Here is a 25,743-nt window from a genome sequence, read left to right on the forward strand (position 1 = left end):
AGTCATGAGCCGATTTTTTATAGATTAACAGATAGGATGTATAAAAAATAAAAGAATGAAAACACAGAGTAAATGGAGGAATGGGTGGAAATGGAACGTAGAACAAAGAAAAACTCGATTGTAGTTGTCAAAAGAGAAAGAAAACGGGTACTGGCAATTGTACTGGCAATCCTGATGGTTGTTTCTGCGATAGACTTTGGTGGAATGCAATATGTCAGTGCAGCGGACGAGGATACAACGAATGTTATTACAGCATTAGCAGGGCTGCCTGGAGAAATTGCGAATCAACAGCTTGTTGTAGGGTCACCAGAATCAGCGATAAACCTGCCGGACTCTCTAAGCGTGGCAAGTGAAGTTTATAATGTAGATGAAGCTCAAGCGGTCACTGGATCTGCCATAAGTGTAAATCTGACATATAATCTAACGGGTGTCACCTGGGAAATCGACGCAGATCAGAGTAGCTCGGCTTCCTTTGATTCCAGTGTTGGCAATACCTATTACACCTATATTCCTGTACTTCCTACAACAGATAGTGAGGGTATTTCCATTCGACTTGCCGATAGTGTAAGCCTACCCTACATCAGAGTTCAAATAGTTGGTACAGATGAAGCCAGCGTGACTGAAGCGGATGGTACACCCCATTACTACACCACTGTGGAAGCAGCCATCATCGCCGCAATGAGCATGAACGGTAGTACGGTGACATTGCTGAAGGATGCTGAAACTACAGACAATGTAATTATAAACAGCGGGGACTTTACTATTGACCTTAACGGTAAAACCTTAACCTGCAACCAGTTAAACATAGCTACAGGGGCAGTACTATCCATGCAAGACAGCAGCGGCAATAATAGCGGAAGCTATATCGGTGCAATCTTCACAGAGGGAGAGCTGAATATCTCGGGCGGAACCTACAAATACACCGGCGACATAAACTATACTTATACTTTGGAAACACTTACTATTAGACGATATATTACCATCTACGCCAAAAATGGAAGCAGTGGTGAGATAAGCGGAGGCATTTTTCAGAGAAATGGCTATACCACTGCGTACTATGCTCTTGCATATGAATCCAATTCTAGTCTAAAGGTACTTGGTGGCTACTTTGATAGCATAAACGGGCTTGCTTCCAACACCGGCAACAAATTGCCAGTGGGCTATTGCTTGATGAACTCAGACAACAACACTCCTGTTCCATATCCGGGCGGTCAGAATAACTTTTTTTCTTATATCACTGTAGAACAATGCACAGAGCATGATTATGGAACGCAACGTTATTGTCGGTATTGCCATACTGAGAATCCGGATTACGGCGGTCCGGTCTGGGTAACTATTGACGGCACTACCACAAAATATGAAGCGGCAGAGATAGCAAATGCATTTGCCGCAGCCAACGGCAATACTGCGGCGATTACTTTGAATACCGATGTGTATGCCAGTAATTTAAGCTTGACTAGTGGAACCATCATCATTGATTTAAACGGTTATAAATTGCTCAGCGGTACACAATATTCGCATATATTTGATCTAAATGGTGCTGAAGTAATACTAAAAAACGGCACAGTACAGATAGCAGAAAGGAATAACGGAATCAGATTAAGCTCCGGTAGCTTGACGATTGAAAGCGTTACCTTCAGCTCAGTAAGTTATACAGCAGCATCATTGGACATCCAGGGCGGAACAGTGGAAATTAACGGAGCAAATTTTCAGTATTACGATTCTATCGAACAAAAGGCCGGACATCTGACAGTGAGCGAGGGAAGCTTTGGAGGCACGGTGGAACTTAATGGGGGAGAAACACTCTTAGAAGGTGGTCATTATAGTGAAATTATCATTGATGATAATGATCCAAGAAACATTGCGGACTTACTTCCCATGGGTGCCATGATGAAGTCGGATACAGGCACTGTTTACTCAAAAGATCAGTTAAGGATCAAAGGGATTTCCCAGGTAGCTGTCTTAGAAGCTCCCATAATAATTACGGCTCAGCCTCAGAACACCGAAAGTGTAACGTATGGCTACTTCTTTCGCTCATCCTTTACAAGAACTATGAGCGTAACGGCGGAAAAAACTTCTACCGCATCGGAGGACAGTTCGATTGCCTACCAGTGGTATCGCGTTAAGAGTGGCAGCGAAACCAGCGACACGGCTTTGGGAACAGCTGATACGCAGACAATGCCCTCTGGTCTTGACGCAGGCACCTACAGCTTTTACTGCGTTATCACCTGTGGCGACTATATTGTGAACAGTCAAAGCGCAGATTTTATTGTGGAAAAGGCAGCACCAAGGATTGGACTGGATGTCATAAACCTTGGGGATACACCTTTTATCTATGGTGAAGGTGTTTACTTACAAGCTATGATTAATGGTGAAAACGGAGAACACCCTGATGGTAGGGTAACCTTTATGATTGACGGGGTTATCGTCACAACAGTTGATTATGATTATGATGACGGTCACGATTATTTCTGTCAGACCGGGATTATACAGGCATTTGACGCAGGCAAACACAGCTTTACAGCCATTTATCATCCAAGCACCGACGGCACCGGCAAAAATTATGAGAGTGCGTCCAGCGCGACGGTGGAACGGACCATTGCCAAAGCAGACCAAAGCATAAGTATTACAGAAGTTAGTGGAAAAAAATATAATGATGCTGATTTCACACTGGAAACCACAGGCGGCAGCGGCACAGGTGCAGTGACTTTTTCTGTGCCGGAGGACAACGGCGTGCTTTCCATTTCTCAAAAAGAAGACGGTAGATTTTACGCTGCTATTATCGGTGCAGGAGAAGTGACCGTAACAGCCATCAAGGCGGAGGATACAAATTATAATGAGGCCACTGATATGCAGTTAATCACGATTGAAAAAGCAGCAGCTCCGAGTATTACTTGGCCGAATGCAAGCAGTATTATCTACGGGCAGAAGCTGTCTGCAAGCGCCCTAAGCGTGAGCAGTACCGAGTATGGTACCTTTGCGTGGACGGATGGTAGTACAGTTCCGACTGTGACAAACGGCGGCTATGAGGTTACCTTTACACCGAATGCAGGTACAGTGGCAAACTATGAAGCCATCACAAACACAACCAAGATGGTTGCCATTACAGTTAGCAAGGCAACGCCTGCTGTGACAGTAAGTGCAGACATCTCCGATGATGCAGGAAGCCGTAAGGCGACATTGACCGCAACCGTGACCGGTACAGGCGATGGTGAAACTCCTACCGGCACCGTGAAATTTACGGGCAGCACAAGCGGCAGTGATGTGGATATTGAAGGCGCAACCGCTGTCACAATCACAGGCGGCAAGGCAACTTACACATGGACTGGGCTTGCTAATCAGATTTACAAGGTCAAGGCAGTTTACAACGGCAGCGCTAACTATAACACCGCTACAAGTACAGAGATTACCTTTGACACCAATAAGGAGAATCAAGCAGCACTTAACATAGGAAGTATTGGTACAAAGACCTATGGCGATGGAACATTTACCCTTTCAGCAACAGGCGGAAGCGGTGGCGGAGCGGTGACCTTTGAAAGTTCTGACTCGACCATCGTCAGCATTTCCGGTACCACAGCAACGATTCACAAGGCTGGTAGCGTAACCATCACCGCTACTAAGGCGGCAACAGATACCTACAATGAAGCATCAGCATCAGTGTCGTTGATCGTGGGCAAAAAAGTGTTGACGGTCAAGGCAGATAACAAATTAAACATTATCAAGGGTGCGGTAATGCCTGCACTTACCTATACCGTAACCGGATTGGTGGGCAGCGATACCTTTATAGACCCAATACTGTCCACCACAGCAACGGACACGAAGACCTTGGGTGAATATGACATCACCATCAGTGGCGGAACCTTTGCTAATGCCGACAACTATACAATTAACTATACCAGTGGTAAGCTCACCATTATCAATGAGCCTGTATCACCAGGAGGTTTATCGGGTGGTGGTTCTTCCAATGGTGGTGGTTCGTCCACAGCTACACCGCAGCCAGATGCAGGAACGCCAGTGATTAAAGGCGCTAGTAACCAGGCAGGTTGGAAGGCTATTAAGGAGCAGATCGGTCAGACCAGGGAAGGTGATACGGTAACGATAGAGATGAATGGTTCTTTGGTAGTACCAGGAGAAGTCCTTGATGCCATCAGAGGAACAGACACCACCCTTGTCTTTGATATGGGCGAAGGCATTACATGGAGTATTAACGGTCAGAGTATCACAGCCAACAGTCTGAACGATGTTAATCTAGATATAACACTGGATACAGATGCTATTCCGGCAGGAATCATTAGCCAGATGGCGGGGGAACAGGATTCCAACACTCTCAGTCTTGCTTATGATGGTCCGTTTGGCTTTACATCAGTACTTACAATCAATCTGAATAAAATAAATGCAGGAAAGTATGGTAACCTTTTCTACTATAATCCGGTAACAAAGCAATTGACACTGCAAGCAGTGGAAAAAATCGGAGAGAAGGGAAATGTAGAACTTCCGTTTCCTCATGCTTCGGATTATGTTGTCATAATCAGCGAAAAGCCTATGTTAGAGAAGACACTGGATCAGATAGAAATTAGTGCTGTGAAAGGGACACTGTATGTGGGTGGAACCGAGAAGAAGAGTATGACGTTAAAGTTTAAATTGCCACAACTATTGGAAGAGGCGGTGGAAAAAGATAGTTCTATACGAAAGATCACCTACCAGTCCAGCAATCCTAAGGTTGCAACAGTAAATGCTTCGGGAAAAATCATTGCCAAGAAAGCAGGAAAAACAACCGTAACAACACTGGTTACAATCAATGGAGTACAGAGAAAGTTCCGGACAATAATTACAGTGAGTAAAGCATATATTAAACTGATAGGGAGCACCAATACCTTAAAAACGGGAGATACCTTTACTTATAAGGCAGTCGGATATGGAGTTAAGACAGAGGATATTATGTTTTATACTTCCAAGAAATCCGTTGTAGTAATCAATAAGACAACAGGTAAGGCGAAAGCAAGAACCAAAGGAACGGATTATATTATTGCTAAGGCTGGAAAAGTCAAAGTAAAGATAAAAGTGAAAGTTTCTTGATTTGAATTTGCTTTATGACAGAACCGAAACCTTTATAGCGTATTAATCCCATTACAAAACTGTATTGGAGCTAAAAATACTTAACTAGAAAAAAAGAAGCTGTTGCAAAAAAAGGTGCAAACATCCGTGTTAGCAAGTACCTGAGTTTGCAACAGTTTTTTTATTTTCAATCAATCCACAATCAATGTGTGATACGTTCGCATATATAGATAAATAATCATTTTAACAAAGGCTTAAGCCAGTTTTTTCCTAAATTACAAAAAACCATCAAAAGCACCCCCAAACTACCCTTTTGCGGAGTTGATTTTGATGGTAATGAATGCTAAATTGTTGTAAGAAAAAGATTTACCTTATTATGGTAATCGAAGGGAGAAAACAGATGGGGCAGGGTGGATATTTATCTATTACGAACAGTACACCGTATTGTTGGAAAAAAACATATGATTACAGCTACCAAATGGATGCATGGAATTTTCCAGATGTAATTGAGAAAGGGATAAACTATAAGCTGTACATAGAATGGGACGAAAGCATTTTTCATCAAAGCCGTGATGACCAGGGCATAGCTGAGTATACCATAGAGGATGGTAGCGGTAGCAAATTAAAAATCAATGCGAACAATAGAAACGAATTTTGTATTTCCATTAATTCATCCGGATTAAAGCGAAAAAAGGAAAGTAGGAAGCGAGAAGATTGTGTGTTGGGGTGGATGCATGATGGAATCATGAATTATGTTGTAGTAGGAGATAAGGATGGATACATGGTAACAGGGGATGACTTTTCCGGTTGGATGGAGGATACATTAGATCTGATTGGAAAAAGGAGGCTCTTTGATATATGTATGCCAGGTTCTCACGATTCCGGTATGAGCGTATGCCAGAATGCTACGCTAGGGGCATCTGCACATAATACAGTAACGCAGACCTGTGATATTACAGGACAACTTGAGCTTGGAGCAAGATATTTTGATCTACGGCCTACAATAAGTGGAGGGGGATTTTATACTGGACATTATGGACACGTAAGTAAGGTTGGGATTGAAGTGGATGTGGGAGGAAACGGTCAAAAGCTGGATGAAATCGTAGAGCAAATAAATGTTTTTACAAGGTCACACAGGGAACTTATTATATTAAATATTTCCCATAGTTTGAATACAGATGTTGGTCAGGGAGTTTATAGGAGCTTTTCTGATGAAGAATGGAAAAAATGTCTTGGCGTTTTGGAAAAACTGAATTATCGGTGCGAAAAAAACCATTCGGGAGACCTTTCATTGAAACATTTGGAGGATTATCTGGATGCAGAAATAAAAGTACTTGTAATAGTGGAAGATCTTTCGTCTATTCCTAGCAAATTTGCTGGTAAAGGATTCTTCCCATACTCACAATATAATGTTTATAATAGTTATTCAAAAACAAATAAATTAGCTGAAATGATGAGTGATCAGTTAGAAAAGATGCGGATTAATAGTAAACAAAAATTGTTTTTGCTTTCATGGACGCTAACACAGGAGGACTATCAGGCTGCGTATTGTGGCGATTCCATATTAAAACTAGCGGAGAAAGCAAATGAAAATCTGGACTGTAATCTGTATCCTAAGGTTTTAAGTTATAATTACCCTAACATTATCTATACAGACAAGATAGAAAACTGCCAAACGGCGGTGTTAAGCTGTGCGATTAATTGGGGATTATTTCATTAAGGAGGAAGAAACGTGAAATCAGAAGTACATTATTGGAAAGATGAAACTGGAGGAAAGAGCCGCATTGAAGGGTTGGTTTTTGCCGCGGATAAGAATTGGAAAAATGGAAAGATAACTGTTACCGGGAAGTTGAATTATCAAAAGGTAGATCTTGAGATATATATTGAAAATGAGCTAGTGTTGGAAAAGACATGTAAACTGGATAAAAATGAAACGGAAATCATAGAATTTCAGGTAAATGGAAGAAAATCAGTAAATATAACAGGTACATTAAAAAATTCAGGCGTGCTTGGAGCGGGAGCTAACATTATTGCAGAGATTTGGTATGAAGGTGAAGCCTATCAGAGTAAAAGTGTGAGATGGTCAGATGATACTGCGGGCTTAAGTGTAATTGAAAACCTTTGTCTGGAAGGGACAAAAGAATGGACAAAATGCGACATCCGATTGCAGGGAAAGAAGGACAGGGCAACGCAGTGTTATGTAACATTGATTGCTGGCGGAGCATTGAAGAAACCGCTTTATGAAAGAAAAGTATTAAATGGAACAGAAGAAATTGTTCTTACCTATGAGATTAACAATAAAGTGCCATTAGTAGTAGCGGGATACATAAGCAACATGGATATCATTGGGGCGGGAGCAGAAATTATACTAACTGGATACTATGAGGAGGAATACAATGAATAGAGATGCAACAGAAAAAACCAGAAACCAGTTTACTTGCTTTTGTAGTCTTACCTTTTTAGTTAGTGATGAAGGTTCCCTGCCAGAGGATTACAAAAATTCAGATGATTATACAGGAGCAGGCCTGGAGGGAGAATTATATGGTTTTAGCACAGGTCTGTTTTCATTAGATTATCACAAGGCAGTTGTCGGAACCACAAAGGATGAAATCGTTGTGGCAATCAAAGGTACAGATGGATTTATGGATAGTATGAATGACGGATATGTGAACCCGGTAGATTTTGAAGGTATGGGGAAAGTGCATATGGGGTTTGCAAGTGCAACAGCACTTCTTTTAAAAAATGGTTTGGAGAAGAAGGTTGATGAATTGATAAGGAGCAATCCGCAACAGGGCTTGTGTTTTACTGGTCATAGCAAGGGTGGTGCAGTGGCTTTTTTACTGGCAGCACATTACAGTAATAAGAATTACAGTAATAATATTCGTGTAATTACCTTTGAGGCACCAAGAGTTGGGAATTCCACGTTTGCATACAATTATGAAGAACTTGGTATGGAAACTTTGCGGTATGAGGATTTTCTGGATGTGGTTCCCCACCTGCCTTTTACATCACAGGAGCATCAGCTACTTGATAGGATGGGTCCTGTCAACAATTTCTTAGAGAATTTCATGGATATCATAACTTGCGATTATGTACCTGTAGGAAGAAGAATTGGTTTCTATGTAGGGCATGATGAATATAATGGACGTTACCCTCATAATGAGGGGAATACTGACGGTGAGAGCTTGAATTCTATGTGTGCAGTAGAATTTCTGATGAGGAACCATTTTAGCATTTCTTTAATGAACAATGAGATTCATAACAAGGATTACAAAGAAAGCATAGTAGAATATACAGATTTCGACTATTTGCAGTAGAGTTCCAAAATGAGATAGTGAATAGGTGAATCAATAAAGAATGTTGGGACTATAAGGTAACATGGAGGGTTATATGGAAAAGAATAAAAAAGTAGAGAGGAATGGAATAACTATGAACAAAAAGAAAATGAAACGACTACTGGCAGTGGTATTGTCAATGCTGATGATGGTCTCTGTAATAGATTATAGCGGCCTTCAAAATGTTAACGCACAGACCTTGAATGGAACGAAAACCATTACAGCCTTTGCCAAGTTGACAGAGGATATTGCCAATCAGCAACTTGCAGTGGGGGTAGAAGAATCAGAGATTAAGCTACCTGATACTTTGAATGTGACAATTCAAGATCCAATGGTAGAAGCACCGAAAACTGCTACAGGATCTGCAATTGGTCTAGGCTCAGACCAGGCAGCTTCTAAACAGGTGGATATGGAACAAATTATCTCACAAGAGCAGACGATTACCGGTATCACCTGGAAAATTAATGTAGAGAACAGTGGTTCTACTGCTTTTGATTCCACTAACGCAGGCGCAGTATTTATCTATGAGCCAATTCTGCCGGAGGGCTATACCCTTGCGGACGGAGTGAGCCTGCCACAGATTCAGGTGCTGATGGAAGACGGTGGAAAGTGGGCATTCAGCCAAAGTCAGACCATAGATGGTATCGAAATTACTGTTAAAGCAGATAAGGACATGTTCCCGGAGGGAGCTGTTCTTCATGCCGAAAAGGTGACCAATGCGGAGGATAAAGAGAAAATCCAAAACGCTGTCAGTGAAGAAGTGAAATCAAAGGAAACAGGCAAAACCGTAACCGAGCTGGTTTCCTTTGACATCACCATCACCGATGCAGACGGCAAGGAGCTTCAACCCGATACCAGCAAGGGGGAAGTAAAGGTTTCCTTTGCAAAGCTTTCTATGACAGAAAATGAAATGATTAAGGGAAATCATAATATTCAGGTATTTCATATGAATGATACCTTAAGTAATGCAGAGAAAATTGAGAGTATTGTGGATAATAAGGGTGTAGTAGAAGCAGTGGCAGAGCATTTTTCGGTATATGCCATTACGGAGACTACAGATACACCGGATACCGATATGATGACTACACTTTATATAAATAAAGGAAACATCACCATCGGAGATGGAACAGTCAGTGGCTTTGATGCGTCTGGAACAGAAGTTACAACTGCCAACAGTAATGGATATATTATTACTCGAGCGGAAACGTATTCAAGTGTAAGTAGATTTACTATTAGCGTCAGTGGCGGTACACATAACATTATTTTAAAAGACGTTGAATTATATCTGGATCCTGATATTTCAAACAGTCCATTTTCAATTGCTAGCGGAGCTAAGGTGAATCTGGTGCTGGAAGGGACAAATTATTTGCAAAGCAGATATGATAGTACACCGGCAGGGCTGCATGTACCGGAGGGAGCAGAACTGGTCATTGCCAAGGGGAGTACAGGTTCCATTACCGCATTAGGAGGACCGGGGGCAGGTATAGGTGGCAATGATGGGGAAGCTGGCGGTACCATTACCATCAATGGAGGAACATTAACTTATGTCAGTGGCGGTACGAGTGGAGCCGGAATTGGTGGAGGCAGAGGTGGAGCTGGCGGAAGTATCACCATCAATGGGGGAACCCTAACGGACGTCAGGAGTAGTTATGGAGCTGGAGTTGGCGGAGGAAAAGGTGGAGCCGGAGGAAACATTATTATCAATGGAGGAACCATAAATACCCAAAGTACCGATGGAGCCGGGATCGGAGGCGGTGAAGATGGAGCCGGCGGAAGTATTAGCATCAATGGTGGAACAGTAAAAGCGACTGGAAGTAATGGAGCCGGAATTGGAGGCGGTTATCAAGGAGACGGTGGAACCATCACCATAAGTAACGGAGAGGTAACAGCAACGAGCAATTATGGAGCTGGGATTGGCGGAGGTGCATATGGTTGGTATCATACCGGAGGAACGATTACCATTAGCGGAGGAACGGTAACCGCTACCACTACGAACAGTGAATATGGCGTTGGAATTGGGAATGGTTTTCGTGGAGGCGATAATGGGGGTACCCTTTCTTCTGGCGGCAATTCCGTATATGTGATTGCAAACAGTGTGACGGCAGATACATCTAGCTTCAACGGAATAATAGAAAATGATGGAAACACGACTGTTTATGGACCCTATACCCTTGCAGGGGATATGACGATTGCCACAGGGAAGACAATGACAATATCAAGCGGAAGTACTCTGACGGTTCCAAGTGGAAAGATACTGACCGTGAATGGAACACTGATAAACAACGGTACTCTTTCCCTCGGTGCAGAGAGTTGCCTGACTGGCACGGACGGTATCTTGAGCGGTGAAGGTACATTCAAGTCGATGGGTGACCCAACCAGTGATATGATTGTTGTGCCAACCAACCTTATTTATAATGGCACTGATTTGGAGGAAACTGCCAAAAGTGCAATTTCAATTGATTCTACAAAAGTTGGTACGGGTATGATTTTCAATCACGAATTCCAGATAACTACCAATTCTGTCGAGGGATGGGTGCTTTCCATCAGCCCTGCTGAGGTCAAAGAGACTGGAACTTATACGGCTACATTCACCAAGGATAGTAAGACTATTAGCAAAGAATTTACCGTAACTCAATCCGCTACAACCTTTGACGGTGGTATCACAGTAGATAAGGCAGATAAGACATACACCTACGGCGATACGATCACCGTAACAGCAAAGCCAAAGGCAACAGGTTCATCACCTGTGAAAAAGAGTTTTCGTAGCTTTTCCGCGCCAACGGCAAATCAGATGGCATTGTTTGTGGGAGAAACCCAGATTTCTGACTCTGTGGATGGAGATAGCAATGGTGTTTATACCATGACCTACGACACAACAGACAAAGCCCTTGCCATTGGCAGCAATACCATCACTGCAAAATATGTGGAAAGTGCCAATATGGCAGATTATAGCGGTACAGTGATGGTAACCTTGAATCAAAAGCCCCTGACTGCGACAAGAAGCGGAGGATCGTATATATATGACGGAACAAATTCACCAATTCCGGGCTTTGATAAAAATAACGGGTTAACAGGTGTGGTCGGCAGTGATGATGTGAATGTCTTAGTTTCTGGAATTCTTCCTGATGCTAATGTGGGCGAAGGCAAAGTATTTACTGCAACCGGTGTAACTTTTCGCGGAACCGATGCAGGTTATTACAGCCTTGCGGTAGATGATGTTCATATGACAATAGACGTGACGCCAATAACAGTTACACCTATCCCTCAAAATAGCACCCGAAATGTGGTTGTTGGTGTGGGAACCTTCTCTGAGTCTACCTTTATTAGTGATATAACCAACGAAAATATAACAGGGACATATGAATACGATTATAATGGCAAAACTAACTATGCTGATGTTGTGTCTGAGCTTGCAAAGCTTTCAAAGGATGCAACAGCAGAAGTAACGTTTAGATTTACTACTAATGGCAACTACGAAGGCATCATAACAGGTACGCTGAGCATCTCGGTAGTTGGTCTTGAGTTTGCAGGAAAAGACAAGGCATTGACCTTGAAGACAAGCCCGATTTATGGAGACAAATGGAGTGAGATTGTAAGTCTTGATACGAGTAAGCTTTCTGCAAACGTGGGTGGAAATCCAGTCGCAGGTACGTATACTCTCATGATTGACGGTGTTCCATTTAATGGAGTGGATATTCCAAAGGGTGGAAGTTATAGCTATAATCTGACCTTTACCGCAACAGACAACAGCTTTACGAATGTAGAGGTGATGAGTGGTAATGTAGACGTTATCCAAAGAGAAGCTGTACTTTCCTGGGGGGATACCGAATTTACTTATAACGGTTCTGCACAAAAACCTATGGTAGCCATTACCAATAAAGTTGCAGGCGATGATGTGATTAGCAGTGTAGCAGATATGGAAGCACAGACCAATGTAGGCACAGGCTATACGGCAACAGCGGTTCTTAGCGGAAATAGTGCATCAAATTATAAGCTTCCATCAGTATTTACAGCCACATTTTCCATTACCGCCGCAACCGCCACAGGCAGTGTAGCTGTTTCCGGCACAGATGCCAACAGCAACAAAAAATTGGACAGCGGTGACACGGTGACTGCAGATCTTTCCGCAGTGACCCCGGCGGGCGGCACAGCAAGTTATCAGTGGAAGAAAACCACAGACGGTACAACCGAAAGCATTGGTACAGACCAAGCTACCTATACACTAACTTCCAGTGATAGTAAAGGCAAGATTTTCTGTGAGGTGACATTTACAGGCAACACTACAGGCACGATTTCCTCAAACAAGCTCGATATTGCAAAGGAAATCTTAACAGGCAACATTGCCATTACTGGTGAAAATACAGTAGGAAGTGTAATGACGGTTTCTCTGCCAACTAATGCAGGAATCTCAGGCAGTGACTATGAAATTCAGTGGTATCGTGACAATGCGGCAATCATAGGAGCAAATGCCATAAGCTACACCATTGCAAAGGAAGATTTGGGAAAAACCTTGAAAGTTGTAATTACGGCAAAAGAAGCAAGCGAGGGCTTTACAGGAACACTGACCTCAAATGTGTTTACCGTTCCTGCAATGGCACCGGAAAAAGCAGTGGTTTCTGTTTCTTTGGGAAATAGATATATAGCGTTAAACTGGACAAAGCCATATGCAAACGGTTCTGACATTACAGGATATTCCCTCACCGTAAAGCAGGGCGAAGCAGAAATTACAGGTTCTCCTTTTGCCATTGGTGCAGATGCAACTAGCTACAAGGTGGAAAATCTGACAAACGGAACAGAGTATACCTTTATTCTCAGCACGATTAACGGGGAAGGTAGCACCGTTTCCGATACAGTTATGGCTAAACCTAAAAAGCCATCTGATGGCGGATCCTCCGGCGGTGGAGTTTCTTCCGGTGGAAGCCCAACATCAACAGTTACCACAATGCCGGCGATTAAAGATGCGAGTAACCAGGCAGGCTGGGAGGCTATTAAGGAGCAGATCGGTCAGAGCAGGGAAGGTGATACGGTAACGATAGAAATGAATGGTTCTTCGGTAGTACCAGGAGAGGTCCTTGATGTCATCAGAGGAACAGAAACTACCCTTGTCTTTGATATGGGCGAAGGCATTACATGGAGTATTAACGGCCAGAGTATCACAGAGGGCAGTCTGAAGGATGTTAATCTTGATGTATCACTTAATACAGATGCTATTCCGGAAGGAATCATTAGCCAGATGGCGGGGGAACAGGATTCCAATACTCTCAGTCTTGCTTATGATGGTCCGTTTGGCTTTACATCAGTACTTACAATCAATCTGAATAAGATAAATGCAGGAAAGTATGGTAACCTTTTCTACTATAATCCGGTAACAAAGCAACTGACACTGCAAGCAGTGGAAAAGATTGGAGAGAAAGGAACTGTAGAACTTCCGTTTTCTCATGCTTCGGATTATGTTGTCATAATCAGCGAAGAGCCTATGTTAGAGAAGACACTGGACCAGATAGCGATCAGTGCAGTAAAAGGGACACTGTATGTCGGTGGAACAGAAAAGAAGAGTATGACGTTAAAGCTGGAATTGCCACAACTATTGAAAGAGGCAGTGGAACAAGACAGCTCTATATTAAAGATTACCTACCAGTCCAGTAATCCTAAGATTGCAACGGTCAATGCTTCTGGAAAAATCACGGCCAAGAAGGCAGGAAAAACAACCATAACAACACAGGTTACAATCAATGGAGTACAGAGAAAGTTTAAGACAACAATTACAGTCAAGAAAGCATATATTAAACTGATCAAGAGCACCAATACCTTAAAAACTGGAAGTACCTTCACCTATAAGGCAATCGGATACGGAGTTAAGACAGAGGATATCATGTTTTATACCTCCAAGAAATCCATTGTAGTGATTAATAAGACAACTGGCAAGGCGAAAGCAAGAACCAAAGGAACGGATTATATCATTGTTAAGGTTGGAAAGGTCATAGCAAAGATAAAAGTGAAAGTTTCATGATTCGAGTTTGCTTTTATGACAGAACCAAAAGCTTTGTAGCGTATTAATTCCATTACAAAGCTATAACAGAGTTAAAAAATAAAAGAAGCTGTTGCAAAAAAAAGGTACAAACGTTCCATGTAAGTCAGTACCTGAGTTTGCAACAGCTTTTTTTAGTTTCACTCAATCCACAATCAATGTATTATACTTTCGCATATATAGATAAATCATTTCACAAATACTTTAGCCAGCTAACCACTGGGTTTTTTTGTACCGATTTTTGAAAGGAGAGATGGATCAATGACCAGATACAGACGACAGAAGGTAACACCATAGTGGGTACCTTCCAATTTAATAATGAACTAATCACCGGGAGATACAAGCTTTTTGTATCTCCTCATTTTATTTTAGGAGGAAAACTTAATGATGAATTATGAGATTTTTAAAGAAGTAGTAGCTGAGAAATTTATGGATTATATGCCATCTCAGTACAAAGACATGAAGTTAGAGATACATCCGGTTGAAAAGGTCAATTTGACATTGGATGGAATGAACCTTGTTGGAGAAGGTGATATCAAAGTGACACCAACTATCTATATTAATGATATGTATACACACTATCAGAAGACAGATGATCTTCGAGAGGTATTAAAGACAGCAGCCGGCAGAATGGAACATGCAATGAAGGAAGCTCCAGAAGTAGTGCCTGCTATAGATTTAGATGGTGCTAAGGATAATATCGTATTTCAGTTTGTGAACACTGAGCAAAACAAGGAAATGCTACAGGATACACCCAATAGGTCCTTTCAGGATTTATCCATAATCTATCGATGGATAGTAAAAACTGATGAGGAGGGAATTCAGAGTACGGTAATTCGAAGTTCACTTGCAGAGAGATTAGGCTTGTCAGAAGAGCAGATGTTCAAACTCGCGGTGGATAACACAAGAAGATTGTTTCCACCAAGTGTAAAAAGTATGAATGATGTGATTCGCGAGATGTTTACGAAAGATGGAATGCCCGCAGAGGTTGCTGATATGATGATTGGTGAGATGCCTCCCGAACAGACTATGTGGGTAATTAGTAATGAACGGGGGATTAATGGTGCGATTTCTATGTTATATGAGGATAAACTTCATGGATTAGCAGAAAACTTAGGCACTGATCTATATATTATGCCTTCCTCGCTTCATGAAGTGATAGCTGTTTCAGCTTCCATGGGAGACCCGAATGAACTTGCTCAGATGGTAGCTGAAATTAATATGGATCAGGTTTCCTTAGATGAGAGGTTATCAAATCAGGTATATCACTATGATAAGGATTTACGAAAGCTCTCACTTGCTACGGATACGCCAAACAAGAGAATAGATGGTATCGTTGCAGAACAGAAACTAATCTACAACAGGGAAGAGCAGTCTCGTTAGGAGGTTAAGATGGAGCAGAATATTAATGAGCAGAGTATTGCGAAGCAAAATATTATGAAGCGTGGTATATCCATGCAGGAATTGATTACTCTTATTAATGATAGCGAAGAAGACTTTCTGATAAGCATTCATCTTGGAGAGGAGGCTGATACAGATGCCGAAGAAGAACAAATTCAAGGTTGATGTGGTATCGGTAAGATTAGTTAAGGATGCTCCAATATATTCGGAGCATCCTTTCAATAGTCCTTATGAGGTAGTATCCGTGATGGGAGATGTCATGTGTGAGTTAGATCGTGAAGTGGTCAGTGTGATTAATTTAAAATCAGATCTTACACCTATCAATGTTCATTTTGCAAGTATGGGTGCTTTGAATGAGGCTATGGCACATCCCAGAGAATTATTTAAGGCAAGTATTCTTAGCAATGCTGCCAGTATGATGCTCGTCCATTGCCACCCCTCTGGAAATCTTTTGCCTAGTAAGGCTGACACCATGATGACAGACAGAATGAATCGACTTTGTGAGCTGATTGGGATTTCACTGATTGATCATGTTATTGTTGGAGGAAGCAATAAGGAGTTCTTTAGCTTTAAGGAAAAGGGAGTGATTACAAATCCAAGAATAGTTTTTGCACAGGATTACAAGTCATTTGATATTTCATCACCTATGGTAGCGGAGAGTAGGAAGGTAAGGTGATAAAGGTTGGAGGAAGGTAGATTTACAGAAGAAGAACTGATGATTGCCAAGAGTGTTGATTTGACAGCGGTTGCTTCTAATCTTGGGTACACAGTGAGGCGAGTTGGAAAGTATTATACTCTGAAAGAGATGGATTCCATCCGAATCTATGATAAGTCTCATTGGTTCCGTTGGTCGAGGCAGTATGAGAGGGGAAACAATGGTGGTTCACAAATTGATTTTTTACGGGTGTTTTGTGATATGGATGTGAAAACGGCGGTGTTCTGGCTTTTAGATTTTGCAGGTTATCGAGGAAGGTTAGCGGAGGAGAAGAAACCACAGTTGAAATATCAAGTAAAGAATAATGACTGTGTTCTGGACGGTCTGATGGTAAGAACAGAAGAAAGCAATATTGCACCTACCATTTATCTGAATCCATATTTTGAGCAGATACAGGATGGTGCTGAATTGGATGATGTGTTAGCTCAGATTGCAAGTGTTTATCAGTCACATTATATAGATCATGATATAGATGTATCGGCAGTTACCGATTTTGACAAGATTAAGGAAAAAATTGTATGTAAGCTGATCAACGAGGAAGCAAATCAGCAGTTCCTTCAGGATAAACCGTATTCCAAGCTGGAAGATTTAGCAGTTGTGTATCAGATTTTAATGGATAAAACAGGAGAAGGAACTGCGACCATTACCATTACAGATAATTTGATGGATGGATATGGAATCACACTTGAAGAACTGCATGACCAGGCGTTGCAAAATATGGATACTTTGCAGCCACATAGTTTCAAAGGAATGAATGAGACGGTTGCGGAGATGATTGCAGTTGATATTGCAAGAGACCAAAATATTGGCATGGATGAAGCAAAAGAAATGGCAATGCAGATGATGCCGGATATTCCCGATACCATGTTTGTGCTGACAAATGATACAAAAGTAAATGGTGCTGCTGCAATATTAAACGATGATATCAGACAGGAAATCGCTGAGAAGGTAGGAGATTTTTATATGCTGCCTTCTTCAATCCATGAAACGCTGATTATACCGAAAGATGCGGGAATGGAGTTTAAAGAACTTGAGCAGATGGTGCAGGAAGTAAATCAGACACAGGTGGCACCGGGAGAACGTCTTTCGGATCATGTGTATGAGTATGATGCCAAAGAACATGAATTGTTCCGCAGTGACCGGGCAGAGGAACGTGCCAAGCAGAAAGAGGAAAAAAGAGATAACCGCCATGAGCGTGTTTCAGTAAAAGAGAAACTTGCGGAGAAAAAAGATGCCGTTATTAAGATGAATGCCGGGAAAGAGCATTCTGCACCAGAAAAGAAAAAGGAAGCCGTAATATAGGAGGAGTGGGATATGTATACAACAGGAGATAAGCTATTAAACGTGATGAAAGAGGAAGAAATCGGGATTGTGGAGCTTTCCAGAATTTCCGGTGTATCCGAGAGAACAATCCTTGACATTATGGCAGGAGTTAAGGAGCCGGAGATTGGTGTTATGTGCAAGATTGCAGAGGGACTTGGCATCTGTGTCCATGAGCTTTGTGCAGATGAGGAGAGTTATGCGGTATCTGTTCCGAAGGATACCCTTGCAAAGTTGATTGTTGTCAGTGAGATTAACAATGTGGAGCTTGAGGAACTGATTAACTGTATTTTGGAAAAAGGCATTGAAGATCAAGGGTTTTATAAATAAAGTTATGATATATTTTACTATAGGCGGCACGATGAGATATATGTCGTGTTGCCTATAAACATAGAAAATTGAAGCCGAAAGTGATAAAATATAGTAAATGATAAATTGGATTGACCAAGTGTTTTGTAAGTGATAAATGAATTGAACTACACATTAGGATTTACAAATATCATGGTACATATAATTTAGTTTATGAAGGAGGTTTCGATTTGAATAATACAGAACCCAAATTTGAAGATATGAAACAATGAATAGCTAAAGCGGGTGGATTATTTTATCAATATCGTCCATGTAGAAGGGATGCTGCAACAATATATGATATAGAAAATATAAGACATGGAGTTGTATATGCGCAAACACCATTAAATATGAATGATCCATTCGATTCTATGATAGGATATTCACCTGAAAAAATGTACGAAAACTGTATTTCTATGCTCGTGGAAGAATTGGCGATTGAAGATGAAAATCTTAAAATTATTATTTCACAGTTGCTTAAGTACAAGGCAGTAGGAAAACTGGCAGAATTTATATGTATGCTTAATGAATTGAAAAAGTATCTCTTTTCAAGGCAAGTAAGTATGCATCAAGCTAATGTACCGATTATTCTATTTATTCGTCAAAACCTAAATACTTTATATGCAAAGTGCCCGAAAAAAATAAAAAGTTCTCTATCAAAAGAGATGTTTGCAGCATTTTTGTTGATTGTAAGCAAAATGGAAAAGGTAGATATTACAGAAGAAAATTTGTCGGATATGCTTAAGTTGGACAGGGTTTTGGATGAATTATATAAGAAGGCGGTAGATATTAAAGATAATGTATATATACCAACTTTAAGAACATTTTTATCCAAATTGACAGTTTCTTGTTTTAGCGTGAGCGGATGGGATAATCAGCTAATGTGGTCGCATTATGCGAATTCCTATGCTGGAATATGTATAGAGTACGATTTCAATCAAATTAAAGATGCCATAGGTTTTATATATCCAGTTGAATATACTACAAAAAGACCTACGTTATCATTACAAGATTTGGGAGTGGAAGGCTTTAACTTAGGTTCAGAAGCAAGTGTTAAATCATGTGAACCCAATATGAGAGCTATCTTATCATATTTGCTAGCAAAAAATGTTTGTTGGAATTATGAAAAAGAATGGAGAATAATCAATGTAGGTGAAGAAAATACACCATTATTTATTGATTTACCGTTTGTTAAGTCTATTACTTTTGGTATGAATATGGACCCTATTTGTAAGCAATTATTGTGGGACGTATGTAAAGAAAAAGAAATAGAATGCTATGAAATAGAAATTGGAACAGAGAATTATGAATTAAGGAGAAAACGGCTTACAGAAAGTGATTTTATCTATGATATAGATATGGAGATTAATTATATTGATGTATTGATGAAGCAGATTTCGGTTACTTTTGAGCGTATAGGTAAAATGGGAGAAAATATTGAGAACGAAATCGAAAATAAAAATTTTTCAAATGTTAGCCCAATGCTTTCAGATACTATTGATACGATGTCAAATTCGTATTATTTAAAAATATCTCTTAATCGCATATGTGATCATGAAACGGAAGAACTTTCATCAAATGGAATGCCGAAAGAAATATTGGAAAGCATTTCGTTAGTGAATACTTTTGTTTCGCAAGTGAAAGAGATGTATGTGGCATTAAAAGAAAATGTTCCTATTTTTTTACTTGGAGGTTTAATTAAAGGACATGAGTATACAGTGATAAAAAAACAATTAGGCGATATACACGAATTAGTTGGAAAGTTTGAGAATATAGAGTGGAATCCGTTTTGTATAAAAAAGGTATCAGAGGATGCGGAAGATAATGATAGTGAGTATTCTGAAGTAGACGAGTTGGCAAAAATATCAGAGTAATTAGAAGTAGCACTTAGGAGAAATCTTAGGTGCTATTTTTATATGATAAGGAGGGAACAGATGAAAATTGAATAAAGTATACCGTCACTGGTGGCAATGGCTCATGAACGAACCATAGCCACCTTTTTGGTTGCAGAAAATCAAATAAGAATGGAGGTTTACCATGAGAAAATATAAATTGATTTCCGCACTGGCAGAAGAAACAGCAAAAGAAGTCGTGCGGAATGAAGAAAACTGGAGGAGATACCTAAATACTGCTTCCAAACTGTATAAATACCCATTTAAGGAACAGCTTTTAATCTATGCCCAAAGACCGGATGCAACCGCCTGTGCTTCCATAGAAATATGGAATGAAAAGATGCACTGCTGGGTAAACAAAGGTGCAAAGGGCATTGCACTGATTGATGAGGATAGTTTTTCCGGTTTGAAATACGTCTTTGATATTTCAGATGTGCATAAGGCAAGAAGAATCGGACAATTCCCTAACCTTTGGGAAATGCGTGAGGAACACATGGAAGCGGTGATTTTCCGTCTGGAAAAGACTTACGGGGACACCGACAGGGAAGCCGGGTTTGTGGGACGTATCCGGGAGATTGCCGGACGGATTGCAGAGGACTGTTACAAAGAGCTTGCTTCGGATATGGAATATTTAAAGGAAGGGAGCTTTCTGGAGGAACTGGACGAGTTTAACGTGGAAATAAGGATACGGGAAACCCTTGCTGACAGTATTGCTTATACCGTCTTAAAGCGTTGCGGCATGGAGGAGAACGAGCTTGCCGAGGAAATAAACTTCCCTTATATCCATGATTTTAACACAGTGGAAACACTGTCACAGCTTGGAAGCAACGTGTCCGATTTATCCAAGCCTATCCTAATGGAGATAGGTAAAGCAATCGGGGTGTATGAGAGGGAGAAAGCAGAGAACCGCACAGCGGAAAATTCTGTTCAAAAAGGACTTGCAAACACCTCAGAAACACGCTACAATGCTTTAAAGCGTGAAAGCGAAAGCCAAGACGGAGAATCTATCACACAGACCGGAAAAGCCGGGGAAAGGAGCAAATATGATGAATATGACATACGAGAAGAACGGGGATTATCAGATACCGATGGTAGCAATGGACGAACAGCCGAAGGAGGTACTGACGAAGTACGGACTGATGAGAAAGAAGTTCTTACAGGAACACAAGAACGGAGTATATACGGGACTTCTTCTGAGCGGGAAGCTAAAGGAACACCTGTTAATGATACAGGAGCAGGCAGAGGAGAGAATGGAGCTTCTGACCGGACAGATGAAGGAGAGAGAGGGGATAACGGAGCAGATGAAAGCAGAGAATCAGATGCTCTGGGTAGCGAAGATGAACAGCATCGTACACTCGGCAGAGGAGATCGTGATGACGGAACTGATCTACAGTTAAATATCGAACAGCCGGAGGGAACCTATCAACAGTTAAGCCTGTTTCCGAGCTTTGAGGAACAGGTCGGCACAATCGCAGCAGCGGAAGCAAGTATTCAATATACCATGCCCGCTGCTTTTTCTTTGCCACAGGAGCAGATTGACAGTATCTTGCGTAGTGGCGGCGGTAGGGATAACAGCAGAAAACGTATCTATGCCAAGTATCAGCAGGGTAAGACACCGGAAGAAATGGCAGAATTTTTAAAGAACGAGTATAAGACTACCGGAAAAGGTTTTGAGTTTGACGGTAATCCTGTATCCCTTTGGTTTGATGAAATGGGTATGCGTATCGGTTACGGTACATCGGCAAAGGAAAATACCCTTGCAGTGATGAACTGGAGCGAAGTGGAGAGTCATATCCGTGTTATGGTGGAGAATGGTACTTATATGAGTGCCAATGAAGTATTCCTTGTGGATGCGGTAGAGCGTGAGAGGGTTGCTACGGACATTAACAACTTCTTCCGTGACGGTATATCAGAAATGCCGGAGAGTCTGGAGCTTAAATTTTCCAATTACCCGGCAAGCATGGAAAGGCTATGCGAGCTTTTATCCACCACTGAGGGCAGAGAGCTGATTAAGGATGAGCTTGAAAAGGCACAGGCACAGCTTGACAGCGGAGAAAAGCAGATTAAATGGAAGTATGTGAAAAGACCGGATTATCTGTTAGAACAGCTTGTCGATTTGGGTGTGGAAAAGAAAGAATTTCCGGCACCTGATACGATTGAGGTAAGGAATGAGGACTTTATCACACAGGACGAGATTGATTACAGGCTGACAGGTGGAAGCGGCTTTGAACATGGAAAGTTCCGTATCTATGAGTATTTCATGGAAGGGCATGACAAGAAAGATAACATTGCTTTTCTGAAGAATGAATATGGTACGGGCGGCAGCTCCCACGCACTTCCAGGAAGCGACAGAGCGCATGAGGATCACGATGCCAAAGGTATCCGTCTGGAGAAAGGTAACTATGGCAGTCCTTACGCAAAGGTGCTTTTAAACTGGAATGTAGTGGAGAAACGTATCCGGGAGCTTGTGCAGGCAGATAAATACCTTTCGACGGAGGGAAAGGAAGCCTATGCACAGTACAAACAGGAACAGGCAGAGAAAGCCATGCAAAAAGAACAGGAGAAGTTGGAGCATGGCATCCGCATGGAATGTAAGGAAGCCATTGAAAAAGCTATTGCGGAGAACTTTGACGGTACCACGCTTCCAAGAGATACCGCAAAAGGCGTTATCGAGCAGTATGGAAAGGAACGTGTGGAATATGTCCTTGCCAATACCATTACACACTTAGCCCATGACGGTCGGTTTTCCGTCAATAACAAGGAATGGGCAAAGGGCATTGTACCGAGTGCAGAATGGAATACGAGAGATCTGATTGTAACCTCGCATCCGGCTGTGCTTGACGGTTTTACCAATCAGGCAAGGCGGTATCAGGAATTGGACAGGGAGCCGGAAAAACAGCCTGTACCGGAGCGGGAAGAAACAGAAACCATTTCCGAAGGAGATGCAAAAGCACCGGAAACTGAAAAAGCAGACATAGAGCAGTTAAATGAAAGGCTGTCTGAAATGTCGGCTGTGGTTAAAATTTGCGGAGCATTAGACCGGAAAGATGTGGTTGGCTGGAACGAGGAAACACAGGCGGTCACGATTACTGACGATGAGCGTACTTTAGAAGGAAAAGAGGTCTATGATTTCCTTTTTGCAGAAGCGGCAGACTATGTAATGATGCAGACAATCAGCGGAGAAACAGAAAAAGCTCTGGAAATGGACAGTTTGTTAAAGGATGCCGGACAGTATGCAGCACGTTATGAGGACGAGCCTGTCAAAGAGCAGGAAGAAACACAGGAACAGCCGTCGATTAACAAATCGGGTGCAGTCAACTTCCACATTGCTTCGGAAACAGAGGAAAGTGCCGGGAAAGGCTTTGCGGCAAAGGAAAAATTCCGTCAGAACGTGGAAGCTATCAAAACGCTTGAAAAGATTGAGGGCGAAAACCGTATTGCCACACCAGATGAACAGGAGATTTTAGCAAAATATGTGGGCTGGGGTGGTCTTGCCGATGCCTTTGATGAAACCAAAGCGAACTGGGCAAGTGAATATCAGGAATTAAAGAGCCTGTTGTCAGCCGAGGAATACGACTCTGCAAGGGAAAGTACCTTAAATGCCCACTACACCAGCCCTGTGATCATCAAGGCAATTTATGATGCGATGGAACGAATGGGCTTTTCAAAGGGCAACATTTTGGAGCCGGCAATGGGTATCGGCAACTTTTTCGGTATGCTGCCGGAGAATATGCAGGAGAGCAGGCTTTATGGTGCGGAGCTGGACGGAATTACCGGAAGAATTGCAAGGCAGCTATACCCGAATGCCGATGTGAAGATCACAGGCTTTGAAAAGACGGACTATCCCAATGATTTCTTTGATGTGGCAATCGGAAACGTGCCTTTCGGTCAGTACAAGGTGGCAGACAGAGCCTATGATAAGCATAAATTCCTCATACACGATTACTTTTTCGCCAAAGCCTTAGATAAGGTCAGACCGGGCGGCGTGGTGGCATTTGTCACCTCAAAGGGAACAATGGACAAGAAAAGCCCGGAAGTCAGAAAGTACCTTGCACAGAGAGCGGAACTTCTTGGAGCAATCAGGCTTCCCAACACAGCATTTAAGGAAAATGCGGGGACGGAGGTCACTTCGGACATTCTTTTCTTAAAGAAACGTGACAGGGTAATCGATATCGAGCCGGATTGGGTACATCTTTGTGAAAATGAAGATGGCATAGCCATGAACCAGTATTTTGCAGACCACCCAGAGATGATCATGGGAAAAATGGAGATGGTCAGCGGGCAGTTTGGCATGGAAGCCACCTGCACACCGGATACCACCATTTCGTTAGCTGAACAGCTTGAAAAGGCTATATCCCATATCGAAGGAAGCATTGATGAGGTAGAGTTTGATGAGCTTGACGATGAGCTGGCAAGAGAAGCCATTCCCGCCGATCCAAGCGTGAAGAATTACAGTTACACGATCGTGGACGAGAAGGTGTATTACCGGGAAAATTCCATTATGAAGCCTGTGGACGTATCAGAAACGATGGAGCAGCGCATGAAAGGCATGGTGCAGATTCGTGACTGTACACAGGAGCTGATTGATTATCAGTTGAACGAATACCCAGAAGATATGATTAAGAGCAAGCAGGCAGAGCTTAATGAGCTGTATGATGCGTTTTCAAAGAAATACGGTCTGATCAATTCACAGACCAATAAGAGAGCGTTTAATCAGGACTCAAGCTATTGTCTGCTTTGTTCATTGGAGAAATTAGACGATGAGGGCAACTTCAAAGGCAAGGCGGATATGTTTTCCAAGCGAACCATTAAAAAAGCAGAAGTTGTCACAAGTGTGGATACCGCAAGTGAAGCACTGGCGGTGTCATTAGGGGAAAGGGCAAGGGTAGACCTAGCCTATATGTCGGAGCTTACGGGAAAAAGCGAGGAAGAAGTGGCAAAGGAACTTGCCGGAGTGATCTTCCAGAATCCGGTTACAGAAAAGTGGGAAACCGCAGACGAGTATTTAAGCGGCAATGTCCGGGAGAAGCTGGCAACCGCAAGGGTTTTTGCAGAGAATCGTCCGGAGTTTGCAATCAATGTCACAGCCCTTGAGGGTGTACAGCCAAAGGAGCTTGATGCAAGCGAGATTGAGGTGCGTATCGGTGCCACATGGATTGAGCCTAAGTACATCGAGGATTTCATGCGGGAAACCTTTGAAACACCGGATTATCTCTTTGACCGCAACCTTGTCGGGGTGCAGTATTCCGATGTGACAGGACAGTGGAACGTAAAGGGCAAAAATGCGGATCGTGGCAATTCACTTGTCAATATGACCTACGGAACGAGCCGGGCAAATGCCTACCGCATTCTGGAAGATTCCTTAAACCTTAGTGATACCCGTATTTTTGATACGATAGAGGAAGATGGAAAGGAAAAGAGAGTTCTTAACAAAAAGGAAACCACGCTTGCCAGCCAGAAACAGGAAGCCATAAGGGAAGCCTTTAAGGACTGGGTATTTCGTGATTCGGAGCGCAGACAGACCTTGTGTGCCAAGTACAATGAGCTTTTTAATTCCACCAGACCGAGAGAGTATGACGGTTCGCACCTGAAGTTTCCGGGCATGCAGAGGTCAAGGCACTTGCAACCGGAAACCCGTACATCAAGGAG

At 42.1% G+C, this 25,743-nt stretch carries 11 protein-coding genes and 1 pseudogene; all 12 read left to right on the forward strand.

Annotated elements, in window-relative coordinates; all coding sequences use genetic code 11:
• Positions 1-90 precede the first annotated feature (90 nt).
• Positions 91-5,076: an MBG domain-containing protein gene (locus H0486_RS02840; RefSeq protein ID WP_228351564.1), complete on the forward strand. Its 4,986-nt coding sequence runs from the start codon at positions 91-93 to the stop codon at positions 5,074-5,076.
• Between the two features lie 379 nt (positions 5,077-5,455).
• Positions 5,456-6,775, forward strand: a complete 1,320-nt coding sequence (locus H0486_RS02845; RefSeq protein WP_228351565.1) for a PI-PLC domain-containing protein — start codon at positions 5,456-5,458, stop codon at positions 6,773-6,775.
• 12 nt (positions 6,776-6,787) lie between these two features.
• Entirely contained in the window at positions 6,788-7,459 is a 672-nt protein-coding gene (locus H0486_RS02850) for a hypothetical protein (protein WP_228351566.1), read from the forward strand.
• Complete coding sequence (locus H0486_RS02855) at positions 7,452-8,372, forward strand: lipase family protein (RefSeq protein WP_228351567.1); 921 nt, start codon at positions 7,452-7,454, stop codon at positions 8,370-8,372. The genes H0486_RS02850 and H0486_RS02855 overlap by 8 nt, the downstream gene beginning before the upstream one ends.
• A gap of 73 nt (positions 8,373-8,445) precedes the next feature.
• On the forward strand, positions 8,446-14,400 hold the full coding sequence (locus H0486_RS18280; RefSeq protein ID WP_267023183.1) for a beta strand repeat-containing protein: 5,955 nt from the start codon (positions 8,446-8,448) through the stop codon (positions 14,398-14,400).
• A 402-nt stretch (positions 14,401-14,802) separates the two neighbouring features.
• Positions 14,803-15,801, forward strand: coding sequence for a DUF5688 family protein (locus H0486_RS02875; RefSeq protein ID WP_228351568.1), 999 nt, complete (start codon positions 14,803-14,805; stop codon positions 15,799-15,801).
• A 9-nt stretch (positions 15,802-15,810) separates the two neighbouring features.
• Entirely contained in the window at positions 15,811-15,984 is a 174-nt protein-coding gene (locus H0486_RS02880) for a hypothetical protein (protein WP_228351569.1), read from the forward strand.
• Positions 15,956-16,495 (forward strand): JAB domain-containing protein, encoded by a 540-nt coding sequence (locus H0486_RS02885; RefSeq protein ID WP_228351570.1) that lies wholly within the window; start codon positions 15,956-15,958, stop codon positions 16,493-16,495. The genes H0486_RS02880 and H0486_RS02885 overlap by 29 nt, the downstream gene beginning before the upstream one ends.
• A 6-nt stretch (positions 16,496-16,501) precedes the next feature.
• Positions 16,502-17,836 (forward strand): DUF5688 family protein, encoded by a 1,335-nt coding sequence (locus tag H0486_RS02890; protein WP_228351571.1) that lies wholly within the window; start codon positions 16,502-16,504, stop codon positions 17,834-17,836.
• A gap of 12 nt (positions 17,837-17,848) precedes the next feature.
• Entirely contained in the window at positions 17,849-18,184 is a 336-nt protein-coding gene (locus tag H0486_RS02895; RefSeq protein ID WP_228351572.1) for a helix-turn-helix domain-containing protein, read from the forward strand.
• Positions 18,185-18,633: 449 nt separating this feature from the next.
• The gene (locus H0486_RS02900) at positions 18,634-20,076 is read left to right on the forward strand and encodes a DUF2971 domain-containing protein (protein ID WP_228351573.1); all 1,443 of its coding nucleotides are present in this window, start codon (positions 18,634-18,636) and stop codon (positions 20,074-20,076) included.
• A gap of 163 nt (positions 20,077-20,239) precedes the next feature.
• A pseudogene (locus tag H0486_RS18855) lies at positions 20,240-25,723 on the forward strand (DUF3849 domain-containing protein); the annotation flags it as partial.
• Positions 25,724-25,743: the final 20 nt, after the last annotated feature.

The organism is Variimorphobacter saccharofermentans (genome assembly GCF_014174405.1).
In the GTDB taxonomy this organism is placed as follows: Bacteria; Bacillota; Clostridia; order Lachnospirales; family Lachnospiraceae; genus Mobilitalea; species Mobilitalea saccharofermentans.

Coding starts and splice junctions, on each gene's coding strand:
- H0486_RS02895 (WP_228351572.1), top strand. CDS start 17,849: ATGTATACAACAGGAGATAAGCTATTAAACGTGATGAAAGAGGAAGAA.
- H0486_RS02880 (WP_228351569.1), top strand. CDS start 15,811: ATGGAGCAGAATATTAATGAGCAGAGTATTGCGAAGCAAAATATTATG.
- H0486_RS02875 (WP_228351568.1), top strand. CDS start 14,803: ATGATGAATTATGAGATTTTTAAAGAAGTAGTAGCTGAGAAATTTATG.
- H0486_RS02885 (WP_228351570.1), top strand. CDS start 15,956: ATGCCGAAGAAGAACAAATTCAAGGTTGATGTGGTATCGGTAAGATTA.
- H0486_RS02855 (WP_228351567.1), top strand. CDS start 7,452: ATGAATAGAGATGCAACAGAAAAAACCAGAAACCAGTTTACTTGCTTT.
- H0486_RS02840 (WP_228351564.1), top strand. CDS start 91: ATGGAACGTAGAACAAAGAAAAACTCGATTGTAGTTGTCAAAAGAGAA.
- H0486_RS02845 (WP_228351565.1), top strand. CDS start 5,456: ATGGGGCAGGGTGGATATTTATCTATTACGAACAGTACACCGTATTGT.
- H0486_RS18280 (WP_267023183.1), top strand. CDS start 8,446: ATGGAAAAGAATAAAAAAGTAGAGAGGAATGGAATAACTATGAACAAA.